The organism is Pseudomonas sp. 14P5.3.2 (genome assembly GCF_057799175.1).
Map to the genome: position 1 here is coordinate 190,572 of NZ_JBYOKU010000003.1, position 21,690 is coordinate 212,261.

Consider the following 21,690-nt stretch of genomic DNA (forward strand, 5'->3'; position numbering starts at 1 on the left):
CAGCTCTGGATTTGGAATCCGTGGAGCTGCCGCAGGCTGCGATCTTTTGCTTTAGAAGTAGTACGGGAATTTCAGGCTGAAGGTGAAGTCCGGCGCATCCGGAGTCATCCCCAGTGACAGGTTGGGCACAATCGTCAGGTTAGGCGTGGCGGCGATGGTCATGCCGATGTTGAAGTAACCGGCGTTGGCATCACTGGAAATCACCGACTGCCAGTCCTGGCCATCAGGCTTGAGGCTGCTGCGGCGCTGAACGAGGTCAGACATCGAAAACGACATACTCATTTTCTCGTTCAGGGCAAATGCTACGCCCATGCCGACCTGGAAACTGTCGCCGATCCTGACCTTGCCCGGGGTTTTCTGATTGACCGTCGAGCTGATATCGCTGAACGACTCCTCCAGGTTGTGGGTGTAGGAGAGGGTGCCGAACAGCACTGCCGGGTCGAAGGTCTTGACCAGCGAGATACCCGGCGTAACCGACCAGACGCCGTTACCGGTCGGCAGGCTTTCAGGTACATAGAGATTGGTGTTGCTTTGCGACTGGATCAGCTTGATGCCAAACGGATCCTTGCCGGTTGGGGCCTTGACGCGCAAGGTGAATACCGCGTCCGGCAGGTTGGCCGATTCGTCGAGGAACTTGTAGGCAATCCCGGCGTTGATGTCGCCAATCGTCGGATCCTGATCAACGTCGCCCTGGGTTGTGACGTTCGCACCGCCGTTGTTGCCACCACCGGACTGGTAAGTCGAGGCGCGATAGACCACGGGCACGTTCAGGTCGAACTGCCAGCGATTGTTGTAGTTGTAGCGGCCAGTGAGATCCAGCGTGTAGGTGTCAGCCTTGATCCGGTCCAGGTTGATGTTGCCCAGAAAGATCGAGTCCAGTGCCAGGAAGCCGTTGAGTGTCAGTTGGCGAGTGTCGTAGTGGGAATACGTCAGACCGGTCTCGAAACTGAACTTGCCGCCGCCGAAGAAGCCGCTGGCCTCGTCATACAGGTTGGTCACACTTTGCGCCGGTTGCGAATCGTCTGCCAGCGACTGTCCGTAGGACGCACCACTTCCTCCCGCCGCGCCCCCCGACGCTGCGGCTGCACCCGTACCGGTCGCAGCGACCGATTGATTGCTCTTTCTCAGCTCTGCAGGGGATTTGACCAGACGCTTGGGCTGCGGGGTCGCAGGCTGGTCTTCAACCTGCCGAACCCGCTGCTCAAGTACCGCCAATGCCTTTTGCTGCGTCTCGTATCGCTGTTTAAGCTCAAGGAGCTCCTGCTTGAGTGTTTCAACATCCGGATCCGTCGCGGCCTGTAACGCTGCGGCCGGAAAAAGTGTGCTCAAACATACGACTGCGCGCAGTGATGCCGATCGATACATGAAAAAGCCGTCCCTTTAAGCCCAATGATCGAAAATCAGCGTAGTTCAATATCCTGCATTGCGTAGTCCCTTGAGTTGATTAAGATTCTGCGCGGCGCTCGCGGCCGGATTCAGGTTGTTGTTGATCACGACATTGAGCAGGGTCTGGTTGTTGACCAGATTGCTGTTACCCAGCAGGGTGGTGTTTTGCAGCAGGCCGGCCTGAGCCACTTGTTGCAGTGCCGAACCCTGGTTGTTACTGGCCTGGATGGCCATCTGCACGCCGCCGCTGATGGCCGATACGGCGACGCTGCCGGCGGCGTTGCTGGCGCCGATGGTCTGGCCACTCATCAGAGCCTGACCGGAGGCCGGAGCCATGGTCGGTGCGGTAGTCGATTGCGTCACGTTGATCGCGACGTTGTTGTTGGCACTGTTGCTGTCGCCAGCGGCGCGTACGCTTTGCGTCACGCCTTGGGTGTTGCTCAGTCCTGCGCCGCCAATCACGTTGCCGGTGCCTTGGGTATTGTTCGTGGAACCGTTGCCGAGCTGGCTGATGGTGGAGACATAGAATTGGGGTTTTACGGTGGAGGCCTGAATCTGCATCGAGCTGGTTGCCCCTATCAGGTCGCCACTGGCGTTGCGCCAGGTACTGCTCATGACGACGCCGAAGCTGATGATGCGCCCCGGCATGACAAAACGACCGCGTAGCTGGCTGAGTTCCTGGTCGTTGACTTCTATCGGTTTGAATACTTCATTGGCAAAGCTTGACGTACTTGCCGCCAGGCAAGCGGCCGCCAGCCAGTATGAGGCTTTCATCTGCTGCTCCCGGAGCATCCTGCCCCTCTTATCATTATTGGACGCTAAAAGAAGTCGCTCTGAATGAAACCGAATTCCATCAGTTCGGCGTCTCTGACAGGGGCGAACTCATCGAGTTTGTTCTTTGCTGTCAGTGGTGCCGGAGGGTCGCGTAATACGTTGGCTTTGTCGTAACCGGGGCCTACGATGGCAAATACGATGCCGTTCCAGCCGTTGACGAAGTCAGCGTGGCTGTAGCGTTTGTGGCCCAGTACGGGATCGCCGATGTACACCCAGTCCTTGTCTGCCCGCTGCAATACGACGAAGTGTTTGTAGCCGCGGATGTCCATCAGGACTACGACCGGTATCGAAACTGCATCAAGCTTTTCAGGCGGAATCTTGTAGCCCCTGGCGCGCATGCCGATGCTTTCTATGTAGCGTTTCATGTCCAGCATGGAGAAACCCTGTGTACGCACAAGATCCTGGTCTGCGTTGACCAGCATGCCTTTTATGATGTGATCCTCATCGACGTCGAGCCAATAAGCCTGGCGCAACACGGTTGCCAGTGCGGCGGCGCCGCAACTGAAATCGGTTTTTTGCTCGACAATGTCGCTGAACTTTCGCTCACGAATACTTTGTACCTGCTTGTAGACCAGGATGCCGCCAGGAAGGGCGGCTACGGGCATCTGTGCAGCTTGCGTGGCGCCGCACAGGCACAGCAGGACGGTGAGGGCAGTCATACGCATGATCGATACGCCTTGTCGGAGTGTGGAAAAGCCCCGTTGCCGGGGCTTTTGCAGACGGTCGCGATTAATGGCCGGCCGACGAGATGGAAGTTGCGTTGACCTGCATGTTGCCAACGCCTGCCGCACTGTTGAAGCCGACGTTGCCGGACGAGCCGTTCGCTACGTTGGCAACATTGGAGGTGTTGTACACCGGTGCGGCCCAGCCGGTTGGAACCAGCACTTGTTGGGTGGTGGTGCCGGCCAGTGCCAGTTCGCCTACTGCTACGAAGCCAGAAGTGCTGCTGCCACCTTTGCCGCCTTTGTCGCCCCAGCCGCCGTGGCCACCATGATCGTCGCCTTCGGTTTTTGCCACGCCGGCTGCCACGAAGCCACCGGTTGCGCTGAAGGTGCCTTTGAGGGTGTCTTTGGAGTAGGTCTGCACGCCTTGGTTTTCAACAACCAGGTTGGTGGAGGACTGGCTAGCTGCAGAGGCAGCCTGGGCTACACGGCCACCCGACGAAGCGATTGCCAGGTCGTTTTTCTGTTGGTTGAAGTTGCCGGCAGCGGAGTTGGCGTTGATGTTACCCGAGCTGCTGTTGGCGACATTGTTGAGGGTCGACGAGTTGACGGTCGACTGGTTGTTCACATAGTTATTGTTGTTGTATTGGGTGGCACTGGCGGCGGCGGTCGAGGTGCCGAAGATGAAGCTTTCGTCAGACGAAGCGATCGCTGCCAGGTTGGCTTGCTGGTTGCCATCACCGGCCGCCGAGTTACCGTTGATGTTGCCGCTGGAACTGTTCATCGCATTGGACATCGACGAATTGTTCTGGGTGCCTTCGTTGTTCACAACGTTGGTGTCGCTGTTTTGGGTATCCACCGAAACGGCGCTGGCGCCTGCACCGATCTGCAGCAGTTGTTCCAGAGTCGGGCCTTTTGGTGGAGGAGGGTTGTGGCCGTGACCGCCTTCATTGCCGCCGCCTGCTTGTGCTGCCATTGCCATCACTGCTGCCAGAGCGAAAACCAGTGGTTTGAGGGCCATTGTAGATTTCATTTTGTTTCCCCTTGCTCATGTGTTGGTTAAGTGTTGGTACTTTCTTGCACTGCAATTGGGTCAGTTAGCGACCCGGATGCTCAGGGTGTTTGAAACCTGATTCCCCACCCCGGCACTCTGGTTCACCTGAATCACTCCCCGGCTGCCGGTGAAGGCCTGGTCGCTGGTAATGACCTGGCGGCTGCCTTTCGAAGTGTCAGTTGCTCCTGAGCTGATTGACGGCGTCACGTTCTGTTGGGAAAGCACGCTGTCGTCGATACTTTGCGGCCCGGTACTGGTGCTGATCCGCACCACGTTGGCCATCTGGTTGCCGGCGCCGGCCGACTGGTTCACGCCCAGTACGCCACTGCCGTTACTGAAAGAGTTGCCGCCAATGGTGGCTGTCGCGTTCATCCGCGGATCGCTGGCCGTGTTGATGTTCTGGTTGATGGTGGTCGTCGCCGAGGCGCTGGGGCCGTTGGCAATGGCCCGGACGTTGGCCTGTTGCGATTGGTCGCCAGCCGCCTGGTTGACGCCGAAGTTGCCGTTGTATTGGGCACCGGAATCCTGGATGTTGGCGCTGTTCTGCACCGGCACACTGGAGTCGGCCATGGCGCTGGTACTGGCCAGCAGGGCAAGGAAGATCAGGGAGCGGTTCATTTCATGGCTCCGCCGAGAGCGCCCAGTGGGGCCAGGCCATTACTGACGGCGCGGTTCACGGTGTTGGAAATGGATGAGCCCATGCCTCCACCGTTGCCGCTGCCACCGCCCGCACCCGGCATACCGTTGTTGATGCCATTGAGTGTGTTGACGGCGGAGCCGCCGAACGCGTTGTTCACCGAGTTGGCAATTGAAGAACCGCTGGCGATGCCGGCGAATTCGTTATCGCTCAGTTCGGCATGCGCAGTGGCTGCATTGACGGTCACTGACGGGTTGGCGTTGACTGTGGTCGGGTAGGGGTCTTTGCCGCCATTGCGGCCAATCGGTATGGGTTGAACTTCCCGATTGAGAACGATCACGCCGTTGCCATCGGCGTGGGCGGTGAAACTGATCAGAGAGCTGGCTGCAGATCCGATCAGCAAGAGGCAGGTCAAGCCTTTATTGATATTCCCCACGGCGGCAATTCCTTCTTCAGTGGGCTGGCTCTTGTCAGCGTTGGGAAGGAGAGAGCGAAAGCTGTGCCGCTTTTGAGTTGTCCTTGACTTTCAATGGGTTAGTGCCGAGCCGTGCAGCGCTGTTACATAATCTGTCTCAGCGCTGAAACAGTCGTGCAGGCGCGTGCGGGGTCAGGGGCGGTGCAAAGCTCTGGAACAAGGGTTTGCGCTGAGGTGTTTCACGGCAGTAACAGATGTCCTGACAGAACGATGAAGGCCATTGAAATGGCTGCTTTGCGCGGGGATGGGTGTTTCAGGAATGGACACTTGAGCCCCGAAAGGAGCCCTTTGACGGTCAAGCAGCCAACAAACGCCTCACTGCATCGAAGGCCTGAGACCGCCGTTCATCCCAGTTGCCCTGAATGATCTGCAGCGGTTGCCCGTGCTGTTCCAGCCAGTCGCGGGTGGCCTGAAAGAACGCCATGCGTTCACTGAGTTGCGGCTGGCAGCGTTGGCCGTCGTCGGTCCAGTCGATCTGCTCCGGCGACAACAGCAGGTGCAGGTCGTAATGCCGCGCCAGCAGCTCGGACTCGAGCCAGTGCGGGCAGTCGCCGAACAGCGTCTGGCTCCAGAGGATGTTGCTCAGCAGGTGGGTGTCGAGAATCAGCAGTTCCGGTTGCTGCGCCCGTGCCTGATCTTCCCATTGCAACTGCCCTCGGGCGATGTCGGGGATGTCATTCAGGCAGGTGTCGCGCGGATTCTGCTCGATGAACCAGCGCACGTATTCATCCACCCGCAGGCCACCAAAGTGTTCCTGCAGGCCTGCCGCCAGCCAACTCTTGCCCGTGGATTCCGGGCCGGTCAGTACAACCACTTTCATCGCTGCAACGCCGGATCGGCGCGCCACTCACGCCAACCTTGCACGGCAATCAAGGTGAACAGGGCGTAGAGCGCCGCAGTGAGGTAAAGACCCTTGTAAACAAACAGACCGACGAAAATCACGTCCAGCACGAACCACAGCGCCCAGCATTGCAAGCGTTTCTGCGCCATCCAGAGTTGTGCGACCAGGCTGAAGGCCGTCAGCGCGGCGTCGAGCCACGGCTGCGCCGCGTCGGTCCAGTGTGCCATGGCTGCGCCGAGCAGCAGACTGCCGAGCGCTCCGACACTCAGACCGAGCAGGATCGAGCGCCGGTCCAGACGGGTGACATCGCGCCCGTCATGCATCGTCCCGGCGCGTGTCCATTGCCACCAGCCGTAGACTTGCAGCGCGGCGTAGATCACTTGCAGCAACATGTCCGAGTACAGCTTCACGTCATAGAAGATCCAGCTGTACAGCAGCACCATGACCAGGCCGATCGGCCAGCACCACGGATTCTGTTTGACCGTCAGCCAGACGGCGATCACACCGAGGGCGGCGGCAAACAGTTCAAGCCCGGACATGGGGGTTCCTTGGGGGAATTGAGGAGGGAGCGGATTGTACCCAAAAATCTGTAGGAGTGAGCCTGCTCGCGATGGCGGTGGGTCAGCCACTCTTGGTTGACTGATACGACGCTATCGCGAGCAGGCTCACTCCTACAGGGGGGCGCTGTTAGACGCGGAATTGCCGCAGAAGCTGGTTCAGCTGCTCGCTCAATTGCCCAAGCTTCACGCTTGCCGCGCTCGACTGTTCCGCCGCCAGCGCTGTGCTGTGGGACAGCCCGGCTGCCTGCGTGACATTCTGATTGATGTCCTCGACCACATGCGCCTGTTGCAGTGTGGCGCTGGCAATCGAGGCGTTCAGGCCATTGAGATTACGCAACGCCTGGCCGATGGCGTTGAGGCTGGCGCCGGCGAGGCCGGCCTGTTCGATGGTCAGTTGCGAGGCCTTGCTGCTGTCGCCAATGACCTTCACCGCCGCTTCGGAGTGATTCTGCAGGCGTTCGATCATGGTCTGGATTTCCGCCGTCGATTTTTGCGTGCGCTGCGCCAACAACCGAACTTCATCGGCCACTACCGCGAAGCCACGGCCCTGTTCACCGGCGCGGGCCGCTTCGATGGCTGCGTTGAGTGCCAGCAGGTTGGTCTGCTCGGCAATCGATCGGATCACCTCCAGCACACTGCCAATCTGTGTGCTTTCCGCCGCCAGGGTGCGAATCACCTCGACCGCCTGATCAATGGTCCCCGACAGTTTATCGATCTGTTGCAGACTGCCGTCGATGTTGATCTGGCCCTGTTGTGCCTGGGCTTCGGCATCGCGCATTTCAGCGGCAGCATGTTCGGCATTCTTCGCTACGTCCTGCACGCCGTAGGTGACTTCGTTGATCGCGGTCGCCACCAGTTCCATCTGCTGCGATTGCTGCTGGCTGCGTTGCTGGGCCTGGGTGGCATCGTTGCCCAGTTCACTTGAGGACTGGCCCAGAGCACTGGCCGAGATCTGCAAATCGCCAATCACCCGGCGCAACTTGGCGGTAAAAGCGTTGAAGTGATGAGCCAGTTGCGTGACTTCGTCCTGGCCGTGGGTGTCGAGACTGCGAGTCAGGTCGCTTTCACCGCTGGCGATGTTGGCCATGGCGTTCACGGTTTCCTGCAGCGGACGCACGATGCTGCGGGCAATCAAAATCACCAGCAGGGCCATGATCACGGCGATCACCAGGCCTATCACCGAAGCCTTGATCACCTGACCCTGGAACTCGCCCTGCACATCGTCGATGTAAACGCCGGAGCCGAGCACCCAGCCCCATGGCTCGAACAGTTTGACGTAAGAGGTTTTCGCCACCGGCTCGCTGGCGCCGGGCTTGGGCCAACGGTAATCGACCATGCCGGCGCCCTTGCTTTTGGCGATTGCGACCATTTCGTTGAACACCGCGAAACCGTCCGGATCACGGATCGCCGAGAGGTTCTGGCCTTCGAGCTTGGGGTTGGTCGGGTGCATGACCATCACAGGCGTGAGGTCGTTGATCCAAAAGTAGTCGCTCTGGTCGTAGCGCAGACCACGAATGGCGGTCAGCGCCTGTTTCTGTGCGGCGTCGCGGGTGAGGGTACCGGCAGTTTCGAGGTCGTGGTAGTAGGTCAGCAGGCCGCTGGCGGTCTGCACCACATGCTGGGTTTTCTGCGCCTTGGCGTGATACAGGTCGTCGTGGATCTGCTTGAGCATCAACACGCCCAAGGTCAACAACATGACCACTGCCACAATCAAAATGAGCCACAAGCGTCGGCTGATCGACACACTGCGCAAGCTGTTCATAACGCTGTCACTCCGATTTCTTTTTCTTGTAATAAATCAACGCCAGCATCCAACCACGTTTGGGTGATCGGGCATACGCGACCCAAGTCGAATAACGCCGCAGCACTATTAAGGCTTGTCTGTTAGGATTTCGGCCCCGCGCGTAAAAACCTGAATCCAAGTTGATATTTCACGGAATTTTGACCGTCTCGTGTGGATCCTGTGTGCGCGGAATCGGTACAGCAACCAACAGCTACGCTGAACGCAGTGAACGTAAAAAAATATTATCGGGGCATGCCGCCGTGCATCGCTCTTTGGGGGACTGATGGATCTTTGGACCGCCTTGCAGGCGCTGATTCTTGGAGTTGTAGAGGGGCTGACGGAGTTTTTGCCCATTTCCAGTACCGGACACCAGATCATTGTTGCCGACTTGCTCGACTTCGGCGGCGAACGGGCCATGGCGTTCAACATCATTATTCAGCTCGGCGCGATCCTCGCGGTGGTCTGGGAGTTTCGCCGCAAGATTCTCGACGTGGTGATCGGCTTGCCGACCCAGCCGAGTGCGCGGCGTTTCACCGCCAACCTGCTGATCGCGTTTCTGCCGGCGGTGGTGTTGGGGGTGATTTTTGCCGATTTGATTCACCAATACCTGTTCAACCCGATCACTGTTGCGACTGCGCTGGTGGTGGGTGGCGTGATCATGTTGTGGGCCGAACGCAGGCAGCATGAAGTGCACGCCGAAACCGTGGACGAGATCACCTGGAAGGACGCGCTGAAAGTCGGTTTCGCGCAATGTCTGGCGATGATTCCCGGCACTTCGCGTTCCGGCTCGACGATCATCGGTGGCCTGCTGTTTGGCCTGTCGCGCAAGACCGCGACTGAGTTCTCGTTCTTCCTGGCCATGCCGACCATGGTCGGTGCGGCGGTGTACTCCGGTTACAAGTATCGCCACCTGTTTGTGCCGGCGGATTTCCCGGTGTTTGCCATCGGCTTCATCACTGCGTTCATCTTCGCCATGATTGCCGTACGCGGTCTGCTCAAGTTCATCGCCAGCCACAGTTACGCAGCGTTTGCCTGGTACCGGATCGTTTTCGGTCTGGTGATTCTGGCGACCTGGCAGTTCGGCTGGGTCGACTGGTCGGCGGCCAAGGCATGAGTGATTCTCGCGCCCGTCGCCCCGAAGGACGTCCATCCGGTGGTGGGATTCAGAACCTCAAGTTGAAACTGATCGTTCTCCTGATCGTTTGCGCACTACCGCTGTTCGGTTCGGTGTCGATGTGGCTGCGCGGAATCTCGCTGGTGCCGCTGGCCGCCTATGGGATCGTCAGCGTGCTGGCGTTCTTTCTGTATTGGGCTGATAAACGCAAAGCTCGTGCCGACGCCTGGCGAACGCCGGAGAACGTACTGCACGCGGTGGAGCTGGCGGGTGGCTGGCCGGGTGCTCTGATTGCTCAGCAGGTGTTTCGGCACAAGACGCGCAAGGTTTCGTATCAGATTCTGTTCTGGGTGATTGTGGTGTTGCATCAGGTGTTCTGGATCGACCAGTTGTTTCTGGGTTCGAACCTGCTTTCATTGTTCTGAATCACCACAAATCCCCTGTAGGAGTGAGCCTGCTCGCGATGGCGTCGCATCAGTCAAAGAGATGTCGACTGATACACCGCTATCGCGAGCAGGCTCACTCCTACAAGGATCGGGTTTAGAGCAGTAATCCGATTTGTGTTTTCTTCGGCAACTTGCTCACCACCAACTGATGTGAACGCTGCAGCAAGCCCTGCAGTTCCTCGGCACCCAGCGGGTAGGGCGGGTGCATGATGATCCACTGCGCCCGCGCCAGATAAGGCGCCGGATGAATGCCCGGGCGGTCGCAATGGCCGAGAAACAGATCCTTGTCGACCTTGAACGCCAATGAGTCCCCACGCAGCCCTTGCAGGGCGAACATCTTGTTGCCGGCGATCGCAAACACCCGCACGCCGCCCCATTTGTAGTCTTCCCGCGCGCCCGGCAAGGCCAGGCAGAAGGCGGCGACGTCCGCTTCGTTCATCTTTCCCTGTTTCATAACAAACGCTCCCCGCACGCATTGAACGAATCGACCAGGTGATCGATCCACGCCCGCACCGCCGGCATCACGCCACGCCGATGCGGATACACCGCCTGCAACCAGCCGCCGGGCAACGACCACTCGGGCAACAGTTGCACCAGCGCGCCGCTCTCGAGGTCAGCTTCGCAATACATCATTGGCAGCAGGGTGAAGCCCTGGCCGGCGAGCACACAGGCCTTGCGCACGATGAAGTCATCAATGCCCAGTCGCGCCTCCATGTTCAGCTCGACGCTGTTGCCTTGCTGGTCCAGCAGGCGCACATGCACCATGCGATCGGCTTCCAGTGCGCCAAGCACCGGCAGATGCTTCAGATCCAGCGGGTGGGCGATGGTTTTGCCCTCGACGAATGCCGGGCTGGCCACCACGACCATTTGCGCCTGACGCAGACGCCGGGTCACCAGCAACGGATCTTCATCACCGAGTTCGCGCACACGCAACGCAACGTCGAAACCTTCGGCGACCAGATCCACCCGACGATTGAGCAGTACCACTTCCAGTTGCACTTGAGGGAATTTGCCGAGAAATTCGCTGATCACCCACGGCAACATTTCCCGCGCCAGACCGGTAGGGCAGGACACGCGCAAGCGGCCGCGCGGCTCGCTGGACATGCTGGCGACCGCTTCGTCGGCCATTTCCGCTTCCAGCAGCATTGCCTGACAGTGGCGCAAGTAGCGCTCTCCGACAGCGGTAAGGTTCAACTGGCGGGTGGTGCGTTGCAGCAGCCGGGCGCCAAGGCGCTCTTCGAGTTCGGCGATACGCCGCGACAACCGCGACTTGGGAATGCCCAGCAGGCGCCCGGCCGCCGCGAAGCCGCCAGCCTCGACCACCTTGGCGAAATAGTAGAGATCATTGAGATCCTGCATGATAAGTCCACCGTTCTATCAGTGGGACGAACTATCGCATTGTCAGCGGCTAATCAGCTATTGGTTTCTTCCGTAGGATTGTCTCCATTCCGTCGCCGTCGGCGATTCTTTCCAGGAGATCCCACATGAAACTGCTGCACATCGATTCGAGCATTCTGGGCGACAACTCGGCTTCCCGTCAGTTGAGCAGCCAAGTCGTCAAAGCCTGGCAAGCCGCCGAGCCAACCGCCGTGGTGACCTACCGCGACCTGGCCGCAGACGCCATCAGTCACTTCTCGTCGACCACTTTGGTAGCCGCTGGCACTACCGCTGAACTGCGCAACGCCGCGCAACAGCACGAAGCCGAACTGAGCGCTTCGACCCTGGCCGAATTCATCGCCGCCGACGCCATCGTCATCGCCGCGCCGATGTACAACTTCACCGTGCCGACCCAACTCAAGGCCTGGATCGACCGCGTTGCCGTTGCCGGCCAGACTTTCCGTTACACCGAAGCCGGCCCGGAAGGCCTGTGCGGTGGCAAGAAAGTAATCATCGTCTCCACCTCCGGCGGCATCCATGCCGGTCAGGCCAGCGGTATCGCTCACGAAGAGTATCTGAAACTGGTCCTGGGCTTCCTCGGCATCACCGACATCGAAATCGTCCGCGCCGAAGGCCTGGCTTACGGTGATGAAGTGCGCAACAACGCGATGAGCGCCGCTCAGGCGAAGATCAGCGAGCAACTGTTCGCCGCTGCGTAAGCATTACGTAAAGACCAGCTGCCGTTCAGGTAGCCCCTCAAAAAACTCTGTATTCTGGTTCTGCAAGGGCCAGATGCGGAGTTTTTTGTTTCTGACTGTTGCATAATCTGGCCCGGGTTATGCAGTCAAACGATCAACGTCTGAGTGCACCGCCGCGCCGGATTACCGAACCACAGGGTTGCGGGCGTGTCGGAACACAAAGGATCTTTCGATTGAGTAACACAGGGTGGGCCATCCCATGATGCGTCTTTGTGCAGCGTTACTGATTTGCCTGCTCGGCAGCCTCGGTTCAGTGCATGCCGCGCCCGGGCGACACCCTGTCTGGAGCGTCGGTTATCACGAGATGACGTTCCTCGATCCGCTGGATCTGCAACCGATGCGTGCCATCGCCTTCTATCCCTCCAGCGACCGCGAACACACCAGCCTGCTTGAGGGCTACACCGTCGAGGCCGGCGCCGACACCAAGGTTGCCATCGGCCGCTTTCCGATGCTGATGCTGTCCCACGGCAACACCGGCACGCCCATTGCGCTGCATGACCTCGCCACCTCGCTGGCGCGCAAGGGGTTTGTGGTGGTCGCGGTGATTCATCCCGGCGACAACTCCAAAGACCACAGCCGCCTCGGCACCCTGAGCAATCTGTACGGGCGGCCGATCCAGATTTCCGAAGCGATCACCGCGACGCTCGGCGACCCGATGCTCTCGCCGTTCGTCAACGCCGATCAGGTCGGGGTGATTGGCTACTCGGCCGGTGGCGAGACTGCGTTGATCCTTTCTGGTGCGCAGCCGGATCTGGACCGCTTGCGCCGTTACTGCCAGGAGCGCCCGGACGACCGTGATGCCTGCAACACTCAGGGCGAACTGATCGTCGACCGTGACGATTTGCAGCCAGTGGCCGACCCCCGGGTGCATGCCTTGCTCCTGATGGCGCCGCTGAGCCTGAAGTTCGGCCGTCACACCCTCGCGGATGTGCATGTGCCAGTGCTGCTTTATAGCGGCGATGGCGACAAATTGGTGGCCTTCGACAAAAACGCTGCCGCTCTGGCGCGCAAACTGCCAACCGCACCGGACTTCAAATTACTGGCCGGGGCAGGGCACTTCGTGTTCATGGCGCCGTGCAATGAAGAGCAGATTCGTGCGATGCCGGCGCTGTGCACCGATGCTGACGGCGTGGATCGCGAAGACATCCACCGCAACCTGATCTCCGAAGCCGGGCAGTTCTTCTCGCGGACGCTGGGCAAGCCGAGCCGGGCGGGGATGCAGACCGCGGATCAATAAAAGACGCAACTCCCCTGTGGGAGCGGGCTTGCTCGCGAATGCGGTGGGTCAGTCAATCTAGATAGCGACTGACCCACCGCATTCGCGAGCAAGCCCGCTCCCACAGTGATTTGTACGAAGGTTCAGTTCATCGCCCGGCGTTTGAGCAGCAAGGTCAATCCCAGCCCGATCACTGACAACAGCGCCGCACTGAAAAATATCCACGCATAGCCCAGATTCAACGCCACCGCGCCCATCAACGGCCCGGCAATCGCCAGCGCCAGATCGAAGAACACCGCGTAAGCCCCCAACCCCGAGCCACGGCTGGAACTGGGCACCTGCTTGATCGCCTCGACCCCCAGCGCCGGATACACCAGCGATAAACCGAACCCGGCGAGTCCCGCGCCGATCAAGGCAAACGCGGTAGACGGCGCCAGCCACAGCAGCACCAGCCCAACGGTTTCGATGCTCATGCAGGCAATGGCCGAATTGAAGCCGCCAAAACGGCTGATCGCCGAAATGAACAGCAGCCGCGACACGATGAAACACACGCCGAAGACCGTCAGGCAATACGCGGCGCCGCTCCAGCCACGGTTGAGGTAATAAAGAGTAATGAAGGTGGTCAGTGTGCCGTAACCGATGGACGCCAGGCTCAAGCTGGCCCCATACGGTGCAATCCGCCCGAAGACTGCCCAAAAAGGCAGCCGTTCGCCGCGCACCACTGGCACCGAAGGTTTATTGCGGATCAATACCAAAGCGCCCGCAGCCAATACCGAAAGGGCGATGCCCAGGCTGGCAAATCCGTAGTCGGCGACCATGACCACGCCCAGTGGCGCGCCAATCGCAATCGCGCCGTAGGAGGCAATGCCGTTCCAGCCGATTGATCTTGCCGTGTGTTCGACCCCGACCTGGCCCATGCACCAACTGATGGTGCCGACCCCGATCAAGCCCTGTGCCACGCCGAGCAGCAGGCGCCCGACGATCAGAATCATCAGGCTCGGCAACGGAAAATCCTGCAACAGCGTCGAAATCAGCGTCAGCAGCCCGCTGAGGACAATCCCGCACAAGCCACAGACAATCGCCCGTTTGGTGCCCAGCGTATCCGACATGCGCCCGGCCATCGGCCGACTGAGCAGGGTGGCCAGATACTGCGAGCCGATCACCAGACCGGCAACGATCGCGCTGAACCCCAATTGTTCATGCACATAACCGGGCAACACCGCGATTGGCAGGCCGATGCACAGGAAGGCGACAAAGGTGTAGAAAACGATGGAGACGATCTGCAGGGTGATCGTCAGGGAGCTTTGCGGAGGCTGTTGCTGCGCAGACATGTGAACTCGTTCGCGGGCGGCGGTGGGAGAGTCGGCATCATGGCTTGGCGTTGAAATAAAAGGAAGCAGGCTAACTATTTTTCCTGGTCCGGGAGTGATGCGTTGCTGATGGCCTCATCGCGAGCGGGCTCACTCCTACAGTTGAAATGCGTCCCTCCTGTAGGAGTGAGCCTGCTCGCGATGGTGTCGTTACCCTTATAAATACTGGCGCTGGAATGCAAAAAGCCCCGTCACATGGACAGGGCCTTAGCTTGAAGCTAGCAACTCAACACTCGAAGCCGCTCTTAGAACACCACACCCTGACTACGCAGGTAGTCATCATAGGTGCCGCTGAAGTCGGTCACGCCATTCGGACTCAACTCGATGATGCGCGTGGCCAGGGACGATACGAACTCACGGTCGTGGCTGACGAAAATCAGCGTGCCCGGATAGTTTTCCAGCGCCAGGTTCAGCGCCTCGATCGATTCCATGTCCAGGTGGTTGGTCGGTTCGTCCATGATCAGCACGTTCGGCTTTTGCAGGATCAGCTTGCCGAACAGCATGCGACCTTGCTCACCACCGGAAATCACTTTGACCGACTTGAGGATCTCATCGTTGGAGAACAGCATGCGGCCCAAGGTACCGCGAATCATCTGCTCGCCCTGCGTCCACTGACCCATCCAGTCGAACAGCGTGACGTCGTCTTCAAAGTCGTGCGCGTGGTCCTGAGCGTAGTAGCCCAGTTCCGCGGCGTCGGTCCACTTGACGCTACCGGCATCCGGGGTCAGTTCGTTGACCAGGGTGCGCAGCAGGGTGGTCTTGCCGATGCCGTTCGGGCCGATGATCGCTACGCGCTCGCCCGCTTCAACCTGGAAGCTGAAGTCTTTGAACAGTGGCTTGCCGTCGAAACCTTTGGCCATCTTTTCGACCATGACGGCCTGACGGTGCAGCTTTTTGTTTTGCTCGAAACGGATGAACGGGCTCACGCGGCTGGAAGGCTTGACCTCGGCCAGCTGGATCTTGTCGATCGCCTTGGCGCGGGAAGTGGCCTGTTTGGCTTTCGAGGCGTTGGCCGAGAAGCGGCTGACGAACGATTGCAGCTCGGAAATCTGCGCTTTCTTCTTGGCGTTGTCCGACAGCAGTTGCTCGCGGGACTGGGTCGCCACGGTCATGTACTCGTCGTAGTTGCCCGGGAACAGGCGCAATTCGCCGTAATCCAGGTCAGCCATGTGGGTGCACACGCTGTTCAGGAAGTGACGGTCGTGAGAGATGATGATCATCAGGCTGTTACGCTGAGTCAGAACGTTTTCCAGCCAGCGAATGGTGTTGATGTCCAGGTGGTTGGTCGGTTCGTCGAGCAACAGCACTTCCGGATCGGAGAACAGCGCCTGAGCCAGCAATACGCGCAGTTTCCAGCCTGGCGAGACTTCGCTCATCGGGCCGAAATGCTGCTCCAGCGGAATACCCAGACCCAGCAACAGTTCACCCGCGCGGGATTCGGCGGTGTAGCCGTCCATCTCGGCGAACTCGGTTTCCAGCTCGGCCACGGCCATGCCGTCTTCTTCCGACATTTCTGCCAGCGAGTAGATGCGGTCGCGCTCGGCCTTGACCTTCCAGAGCTCTTCGTGACCCATGATCACGGTGTCGATCACGGTGAATTCTTCGTAGGCGAACTGGTCCTGGCGCAATTTACCCAAGCGCACGTTCGGCTCGAGCATGACCTGACCGCCGGACGGATCGAGGTCGCCACCGAGGATTTTCATGAAGGTCGACTTGCCGCAACCGTTGGCGCCGATCAGGCCGTAGCGGTTACCCGCGCCGAATTTGACCGAAACGTTTTCGAAGAGCGGCTTCGCGCCGAACTGCATCGTGATATTTGCTGTGGAGATCAATTACTTTACCTATCAATGGGTTGCGAGCCGCACATTTGGCGCTTGGGCCATTCCTGGGGCATTTTGGAGCTTTTCCATCTCGCCCCAGTCACCGCTGGAATTCAGCCAGCGGGCATAGGTCGAGAGCAGCATTTGGACGCTGTGTCCAAGCTGTTGGGCAATAAAGGCGGGATTCATGCCAGACATTATGCATATTGTCGCATAAGTATGACGGCAGTTGTACGGCGGCCGATAACGAACCTTCAGCCTTTCCAGTGCTGGCCCCCATTGTTTATGCAGGTCCGAGGTCTGTCTGACGTGCTGGCTCATCTTGGAAGGGGGGAACACGTAGGGGAAATCCTTGATCGCCCCGGTGCCGGCCTTCCTGCGCTCCGCGTACTGCTCAGCAAACGCCAGAGCGTGCAGTGCGCGATCATTGAGCAGCACATACCGATTTTTCTTCGTCTTGGTGCGCTCCTTGATCACGCCCTGGGCGATCGCGCGACAGACGTAAGCCTGGCGCTTCACCCTGTCCACGGCATCCCAGCGGAGGGCGATGATTTCCTGCGGCCGCATGCCGGTGAAGAAAGCGAACTCGAAGAAGGCCGCGTAAATCGAACTCGGCCAATGCTCAGTGCTGTATAGCTCCGCGATTATCTTGTTGGCCTCTTCGAGCGTGAACGGATCAGGCTCACCCTTCTTGCGCTTCGGCGCGTCCAATAGCTCGGCCGGGTTCTTCCCGATGAGCTCTTCTCGCACAGCATCATCCAGAATGGTGCTCAGTCGGACGATGGCGTTACGTTTCACGCCTGGCGATGACCACTCAATCTCCCCTACGATTTTTCGCAGCAGCATCGTGCTGATCGCCGTCAAGCGAGTGAGTGCCAGGTATGGCATCCAGTACAGGTTCAGCGCGCTTTTGTAGTTGAGGTGCGTCCCTTCCTCAATTTCCCTTCCGCTCAACCATGCCTGCGCATACTCCCCGAACAAAACCTCCTTGCCCCCGGACAATGCCGACCCGGGGAACAGTTCTGCGTATTTCGCTTCGTCGAGCAGGCCATGCTTGATCAGGCCGACTACTTGATCTCTAAGACTGGTGGCAGCCTTGATGCCCGCTTTCGTGGTGGGAAGCGTGAGTGTTTCGGATCGACGCTTACCGTCCCAACTAAAACGGATCCGGATGGTGTCGCCCCTGATTTCCAACCCGGCGGGCAAACCCAAAGGCTTTCGAGCCATTCGTCGTATCTCCTGATGCTGTACATGATGTTGTGCCCGAACTTGTTCCATACCCCTTCGGGGATCTGGTTTCTGCTGCGTCGGGTCTGCAGGGCCTTCATGGTTGTGCCGAGGCGTTCGGCCATTTGCTTTTCGGTGATTTTGTCGGGGTCTGGTGCTTGTAGAACTTGCAGCTCTCCAGGCATAGCGGTGTCCTCTGCCCGGGGCGGGCGTTGTTGCTCCATGCCGCGCGTGGCGGCAGAAGGTGGTGATGGGTTATGCGCCGGCCTTGGCCAGGATTGCGTCGGCGACCGCCATTGCAGCTTGGGCGTCGTCCACGTAGGCGGGATCGAATCCGCCAGCGAGATGGATGGTTGCTTGGCAGGCGCGCAGGTTCTCGCGGGTGAGCTTCAGCGCGGCGACGAGGTCTTCGTGCAGTCCGCGCTCCTCGCGGCCGATATCCCAGAAGCGCTGGCCCCAGTGACTGGCCGGTGGCGGGTTGCTGTTCTGTGCGCCGAACGCCAGTGCACCGACTACAGAGTCCAGTAGGTCGCGCTTGTAGGCGTTATCGCCGTCGATGCTCAGGCCGCGCCGGCGCAGGGTGGAAACCACTTCATTCAAATCGAGCCCTTTGTCCTGCAGCACGATGTCGAGTTCTGGTTTCTCTGGGGTGTAGATGGTCAGGCAGAGTTTTGCGCCTTCAGGAAGGCTGGCGCTGATCTTCTCCAGCGCATCGCTCGCAGTTTCGTGGAAGCGGTTCAGTGCGGACATACGAATACCTCGCCCGCCTTACACCGGCAGGCTGTTGAGTAGGGGAGGGGTTACTGCTGGATCAGTTCGGCGGGGACTTTCACCGTGCCGCCGCGCTTGGCGAAGACCACGGCGCGGAACACTGCGATGGTTCGGGTTTCGCCGGGCTGACGGTTGAACGGATCGTTGCTCATGTCGGCCACCCACGGGGCGATGTGGCCGGCTTCGCACCAGACGCCGTACTTCGAGATCAGTTGCTCGGCGTCGAGCTGGGTGAAGAGATCCAGTTGGCCCGCGACTGGCTGCTGATCACCCTCGATCGCGTTGATTACCCAGTCCAGCGCCGGGCCGGTCAGCTCCTCTGTGCGGACGCAGACCATGCGGCTCATGGATAATCGTCGTAGTTGTCGAAACAAGAGCCGCACATGGGTCTCCATCCTTGGCTAATTGCTTGGGGATGATCCTTCCGAACCCATCGCCATTTCTGGACGAACGCACCACAGTCGCGGCACCGAATATAGTGGTCGACGGCTTTTCGTTGAGCGATTTCGATCTTCTCGCGCTCCAGCTCCAGACGGTGCGCTTCTTGTTGCTCGGCGAACCACTCCTTTTCCTGCTCCACCGTCATTTCCGGAAAGATGTCGCTCATCTGTGTCATCGCCACGGCCCCCTGTAGATCAGGTAGGCCATGTAGAGCGGGGCGAAGATCATGGCGTCACCTGCGAACCAGGCAGTTTCGGCACCGGCTCTGCCCGGCGACCCCAAACGCACACCGGGCCATCTTCATGATCGTGGATCGACAGGATGAACCAGCCGGGCTCGGCCGGATGCTGGATTTCCCACGCAGAACAATCGCACTGGCCGTCATTCATGTAGGCATCGAAAACTTCGAAAGAAACGTCGCTTTCCATGTAGGAGATTTTCGTTTCAACCTGGTGGCGCAGGCACCATTCCTGAAACTGCGCCTCAGTCAGCTCATCGTCGTATTCCGAGAGATAGTCCGGGTGCGACCACCAGCCGTCCTCATCGCGATCGACGGGTAATGGCTGGATGATCGAAAACTTTTCTTCAGGCATGACTTCGTCCTTGCCGCTATAGCGGCTGACTTTTAAGGGGAGGGAGTAGAGGTTTTGGCAGCTGCGGCTACTATCGATATGAATCGGTTATAGCGGTGGCCCAGATGCTCAACGAGTCAGATAAAGTCGGACACACGTTTAAGCGGGCGTTTTTCCGGGTAGATGGCGTGACGATGTATTTTTTTTGGGCTGTTTGGCTCGGGCTCACTGTCTGGGCGCTATTTGACCCCGCGCCTTTAAGATTCCCCGCTTGGCTTCTTTTCATGACCGGCACAGTATTTAACCCCATTTTTTACGTACTACTGGGTGTCATGCGATCACCTGGGCTGTTGACGGCGCTTATCATCATTTTCTTCAACGTTAAATTCCTCCTCATTTTCGTCTGACTTAGAAGGGGAAGGGTTATTTGTATTTGTTACTGATGCGTTCGGCGATGTCTTCGAGCTCTTCTGCCATGCCGTACATCCTGTTGTTGTCGCGCCGGGAGACGACTGGAGAGCGGTGGACGTTCCGGCCTTCGAGGATCTTCGCGGCCAGCAAGATCAGCCAGGCTTCGAACTTGCGGCGGATTAAGCGCTTCATGGCTTCACCGTTTCGTCGGGGTCGAACCCAAACCGTCGGCAAAGCGCGTGCGCGACCCCAGACCCGACGCAGAAGGCGTCTTTCATTGCGACCCAGCGCAGAGTGCCGCGCCGACTGGTCCCCGTTACGGCTCGTACAGCCTTGCCGACCAGCTCGTCCTCGGTAAATTCGCAGCCAGACAGGGTGATCGTGCGGCTTTGGTCCTGCTTTGCGGTCAGCTCATCAATCCGCTGATCCGCTGCATTCAGGCGCTGCCGCAGTGCGTCACGCTCGGCGGTCACTCTGTCGAAGTCCATAGCCACAACCCATTCGCCGTCCGGTGCTTCGTACATCGGCGACGTTTCGGCATGCGTCAGGGCAGCCGAGTACCGTTTTACTTCGCTCATCCTGCAATCTCCATCGATACCAGATCATGGGCATTCACAACCCGCATGCCCGTTTTGTTTCCATGATTTGGGTGATATCCGTTACGCCGCTCGAATGACTTTCGCGCAGCGGCTGCATCGAGCAGGGACTGGTATCGCCCGAGAAATGTGTTTTTACCGTTCAGAGTGGCGTATACCCGCCACTCGCCCCGCTCATCCCAAGACACCCCGTGGACACCGCTTTTGTTCACGCAATGCAGGCGCTGATTCCGGGCATTTTCAAGGGGCGAGACCTCTCTTAGGTTGCACCACCGGTTATCCGTTCTGACCCCACTGATATGGTCAACGAACTCGTCTGGAAACTTGCCGTTCATGTAAAGAAAGGCCAGCCGAGCGAGGTAGTGGGTCTTCTTGTTGATCATCACCTTCAGATAGCCTTTGCGATCTTTGGTCGCCACTACAGATCCCGCTCTTGTCCGGCTTCGGCCAACCCTCCACTTGAACACTCCAGTTTCCGGGTCGTAGTGCAGAAGCTCTTTCAGTTGAGCCTGAGATATCGGCATGACGAATACCTATGCCGGGGCATGCCCGGGTGGTGGAGGGTGGGGCCAGTTGTGGCTATGTGCTATATACTGCCGAAAACTATTTTGCATGCTTGGAGCGCTACAAAGTGGCAGGATCAAAAAGCTTTAAAAATCTATATAAAAAAATGGATGCGACATCTAAAACGAGATTTCACGCGTCACGTAGGTTGAAGTTGCATGCTGCTCTTTCTACTTATACGGTGGTGTTCTTGTCGCTGGTGCTAATTTTCATTTCTCTCATGCAAACCTACGGTTTAGGGGTGAATATACAAAGTAAGGGTGTTGGACTTTTGCAGGTTTTTTCTTCAGTGGCAGTGTTAGTTTATTCCCTGTTGATGGATAAGAATGACTATTCCAGTCAGTCAGAAAAAATGTATTCTTGCGCCTCAAAACTTGGAGAGCTTAAACAAAAGTCCCACCCGTATGTGCAGGCTGAGGAATTCGTGCAGGATGACTATGATAGGTGTCAGAGAGAGTATCATGATGTTTTGAAGCTATATGAAACTCATGCTAATAATGACTTTAGGGGTGACTACTTTCGGGCTAAGTTGGATATGCCTGAAGATTATGACATGACTAAAATTAAACGGTTTTTAGAAAGTGCTAAGTGGCGAGTTCTTTATTTTTTTAATTTTATAAATTATCCTATTATTATTTGCTTTTTAATGTTTGCTTTGTATTGGGTTTCTTTCGGTTTTGTGTTGCCTCTCGAAGCGTTAAGCACATTAAGTTAACCTCGCAGATGAGCTCGATCATCTCGCCGTAATCGCCGAGTATTTCCAATTGCGCGGTCA

The 21,690-nt window shown here is 58.4% G+C and carries 26 protein-coding genes; 5 read left to right on the forward strand and 21 right to left on the reverse strand.

The window, feature by feature from the left end; all coding sequences use genetic code 11:
- Positions 1 to 51: 51 nt before the first annotated feature.
- From fapF to AC27VU_RS03900, 9 genes are all read right to left on the reverse strand, one after another.
- Positions 52 to 1,365, reverse strand: a complete 1,314-nt coding sequence (gene fapF / locus AC27VU_RS03860) for a fibril amyloid transporter FapF (protein ID WP_262141103.1) — start codon at positions 1,363 to 1,365, stop codon at positions 52 to 54.
- 45 nt (positions 1,366 to 1,410) lie between these two features.
- Positions 1,411 to 2,160: a fibril amyloid subunit FapE gene (gene fapE / locus AC27VU_RS03865; protein WP_473019779.1), complete on the reverse strand. Its 750-nt coding sequence runs from the start codon at positions 2,158 to 2,160 to the stop codon at positions 1,411 to 1,413.
- Positions 2,161 to 2,204: 44 nt separating this feature from the next.
- On the reverse strand, positions 2,205 to 2,885 hold the full coding sequence (locus tag AC27VU_RS03870; RefSeq protein WP_003225366.1) for a C39 family peptidase: 681 nt from the start codon (positions 2,883 to 2,885) through the stop codon (positions 2,205 to 2,207).
- 64 nt (positions 2,886 to 2,949) lie between these two features.
- Positions 2,950 to 3,915, reverse strand: coding sequence for a hypothetical protein (locus tag AC27VU_RS03875; RefSeq protein WP_003225365.1), 966 nt, complete (start codon positions 3,913 to 3,915; stop codon positions 2,950 to 2,952).
- A gap of 60 nt (positions 3,916 to 3,975) precedes the next feature.
- Positions 3,976 to 4,554 (reverse strand): fibril amyloid subunit FapB, encoded by a 579-nt coding sequence (fapB, locus tag AC27VU_RS03880; protein ID WP_003225363.1) that lies wholly within the window; start codon positions 4,552 to 4,554, stop codon positions 3,976 to 3,978.
- On the reverse strand, positions 4,551 to 5,009 hold the full coding sequence (gene fapA, locus AC27VU_RS03885; protein WP_003225361.1) for a hypothetical protein: 459 nt from the start codon (positions 5,007 to 5,009) through the stop codon (positions 4,551 to 4,553). The genes fapB and fapA overlap by 4 nt, the downstream gene beginning before the upstream one ends.
- A 334-nt stretch (positions 5,010 to 5,343) precedes the next feature.
- Positions 5,344 to 5,868 carry an AAA family ATPase gene (locus AC27VU_RS03890; protein WP_488723452.1) on the reverse strand — a complete coding sequence of 175 codons (525 nt, stop codon included), beginning with the start codon at positions 5,866 to 5,868 and terminating at the stop codon, positions 5,344 to 5,346.
- Positions 5,865 to 6,428: a nicotinamide riboside transporter PnuC gene (pnuC, locus tag AC27VU_RS03895; RefSeq protein ID WP_488723453.1), complete on the reverse strand. Its 564-nt coding sequence runs from the start codon at positions 6,426 to 6,428 to the stop codon at positions 5,865 to 5,867. The genes AC27VU_RS03890 and pnuC overlap by 4 nt, the downstream gene beginning before the upstream one ends.
- 148 nt (positions 6,429 to 6,576) lie before the next feature.
- Positions 6,577 to 8,211: a methyl-accepting chemotaxis protein gene (locus tag AC27VU_RS03900; RefSeq protein ID WP_473019775.1), complete on the reverse strand. Its 1,635-nt coding sequence runs from the start codon at positions 8,209 to 8,211 to the stop codon at positions 6,577 to 6,579.
- Positions 8,212 to 8,515: 304 nt separating this feature from the next.
- Here AC27VU_RS03900 and AC27VU_RS03905 point away from each other — a divergent pair, with 304 nt between their 5' ends.
- Together AC27VU_RS03905 and AC27VU_RS03910 are read left to right on the forward strand one after the other, a co-directional pair.
- On the forward strand, positions 8,516 to 9,346 hold the full coding sequence (locus AC27VU_RS03905) for an undecaprenyl-diphosphate phosphatase (RefSeq protein WP_103485119.1): 831 nt from the start codon (positions 8,516 to 8,518) through the stop codon (positions 9,344 to 9,346).
- The gene (locus AC27VU_RS03910) at positions 9,343 to 9,771 is read left to right on the forward strand and encodes a DUF1294 domain-containing protein (protein WP_103485118.1); all 429 of its coding nucleotides are present in this window, start codon (positions 9,343 to 9,345) and stop codon (positions 9,769 to 9,771) included. The genes AC27VU_RS03905 and AC27VU_RS03910 overlap by 4 nt, the downstream gene beginning before the upstream one ends.
- 115 nt (positions 9,772 to 9,886) lie before the next feature.
- On the opposite strand, the gene AC27VU_RS03915 is transcribed toward AC27VU_RS03910, so the two are convergent.
- Positions 9,887 to 10,246, reverse strand: coding sequence for an MmcQ/YjbR family DNA-binding protein (locus AC27VU_RS03915; RefSeq protein ID WP_488723454.1), 360 nt, complete (start codon positions 10,244 to 10,246; stop codon positions 9,887 to 9,889).
- Positions 10,243 to 11,151, reverse strand: coding sequence for a LysR substrate-binding domain-containing protein (locus tag AC27VU_RS03920; protein ID WP_103485116.1), 909 nt, complete (start codon positions 11,149 to 11,151; stop codon positions 10,243 to 10,245). Before AC27VU_RS03920 ends, AC27VU_RS03915 begins: the two co-directional genes overlap by 4 nt.
- A 125-nt stretch (positions 11,152 to 11,276) precedes the next feature.
- Between AC27VU_RS03920 and AC27VU_RS03925 the strand changes: the two genes are divergently transcribed.
- Together AC27VU_RS03925 and AC27VU_RS03930 are read left to right on the forward strand one after the other, a co-directional pair.
- Entirely contained in the window at positions 11,277 to 11,888 is a 612-nt protein-coding gene (locus AC27VU_RS03925; protein ID WP_103521117.1) for an FMN-dependent NADH-azoreductase, read from the forward strand.
- A 238-nt stretch (positions 11,889 to 12,126) separates the two neighbouring features.
- Positions 12,127 to 13,164: an alpha/beta hydrolase family protein gene (locus AC27VU_RS03930; protein WP_003225347.1), complete on the forward strand. Its 1,038-nt coding sequence runs from the start codon at positions 12,127 to 12,129 to the stop codon at positions 13,162 to 13,164.
- A gap of 122 nt (positions 13,165 to 13,286) precedes the next feature.
- Here AC27VU_RS03930 and AC27VU_RS03935 read toward each other — a convergent pair whose 3' ends face one another.
- The 10 genes from AC27VU_RS03935 to AC27VU_RS03980 all read right to left on the reverse strand — a co-directional run bounded on the left by AC27VU_RS03935 (position 13,287) and on the right by AC27VU_RS03980 (position 20,770).
- On the reverse strand, positions 13,287 to 14,474 hold the full coding sequence (locus AC27VU_RS03935; RefSeq protein ID WP_488723455.1) for an MFS transporter: 1,188 nt from the start codon (positions 14,472 to 14,474) through the stop codon (positions 13,287 to 13,289).
- Between the two features lie 284 nt (positions 14,475 to 14,758).
- On the reverse strand, positions 14,759 to 16,345 hold the full coding sequence (locus AC27VU_RS03940; RefSeq protein WP_080593251.1) for an ABC-F family ATPase: 1,587 nt from the start codon (positions 16,343 to 16,345) through the stop codon (positions 14,759 to 14,761).
- 12 nt (positions 16,346 to 16,357) lie between these two features.
- Positions 16,358 to 17,560 carry a tyrosine-type recombinase/integrase gene (locus tag AC27VU_RS03945; protein WP_488723456.1) on the reverse strand — a complete coding sequence of 401 codons (1,203 nt, stop codon included), beginning with the start codon at positions 17,558 to 17,560 and terminating at the stop codon, positions 16,358 to 16,360.
- A 255-nt stretch (positions 17,561 to 17,815) separates the two neighbouring features.
- A complete protein-coding gene (locus AC27VU_RS03950) occupies positions 17,816 to 18,310 on the reverse strand; it encodes a hypothetical protein (RefSeq protein ID WP_488723457.1) in 495 nt (164 codons plus the stop codon).
- A 50-nt stretch (positions 18,311 to 18,360) separates the two neighbouring features.
- Positions 18,361 to 18,678: a hypothetical protein gene (locus tag AC27VU_RS03955; protein ID WP_488723458.1), complete on the reverse strand. Its 318-nt coding sequence runs from the start codon at positions 18,676 to 18,678 to the stop codon at positions 18,361 to 18,363.
- Complete coding sequence (locus tag AC27VU_RS03960) at positions 18,675 to 18,938, reverse strand: hypothetical protein (protein ID WP_488723459.1); 264 nt, start codon at positions 18,936 to 18,938, stop codon at positions 18,675 to 18,677. Before AC27VU_RS03960 ends, AC27VU_RS03955 begins: the two co-directional genes overlap by 4 nt.
- Before the next feature lie 58 nt (positions 18,939 to 18,996).
- Positions 18,997 to 19,365, reverse strand: a complete 369-nt coding sequence (locus AC27VU_RS03965) for a hypothetical protein (protein ID WP_488723460.1) — start codon at positions 19,363 to 19,365, stop codon at positions 18,997 to 18,999.
- A gap of 402 nt (positions 19,366 to 19,767) precedes the next feature.
- Entirely contained in the window at positions 19,768 to 19,947 is a 180-nt protein-coding gene (locus AC27VU_RS03970) for a hypothetical protein (RefSeq protein ID WP_488723461.1), read from the reverse strand.
- The gene (locus tag AC27VU_RS03975; protein WP_488723462.1) at positions 19,944 to 20,333 is read right to left on the reverse strand and encodes a hypothetical protein; all 390 of its coding nucleotides are present in this window, start codon (positions 20,331 to 20,333) and stop codon (positions 19,944 to 19,946) included. The genes AC27VU_RS03970 and AC27VU_RS03975 overlap by 4 nt, the downstream gene beginning before the upstream one ends.
- The gene (locus AC27VU_RS03980; RefSeq protein ID WP_488723463.1) at positions 20,330 to 20,770 is read right to left on the reverse strand and encodes an HNH endonuclease; all 441 of its coding nucleotides are present in this window, start codon (positions 20,768 to 20,770) and stop codon (positions 20,330 to 20,332) included. Before AC27VU_RS03980 ends, AC27VU_RS03975 begins: the two co-directional genes overlap by 4 nt.
- A 116-nt stretch (positions 20,771 to 20,886) precedes the next feature.
- Here AC27VU_RS03980 and AC27VU_RS03985 point away from each other — a divergent pair, with 116 nt between their 5' ends.
- A complete protein-coding gene (locus tag AC27VU_RS03985; protein ID WP_488723464.1) occupies positions 20,887 to 21,630 on the forward strand; it encodes an SLATT domain-containing protein in 744 nt (247 codons plus the stop codon).
- Positions 21,631 to 21,690 lie beyond the last annotated feature (60 nt).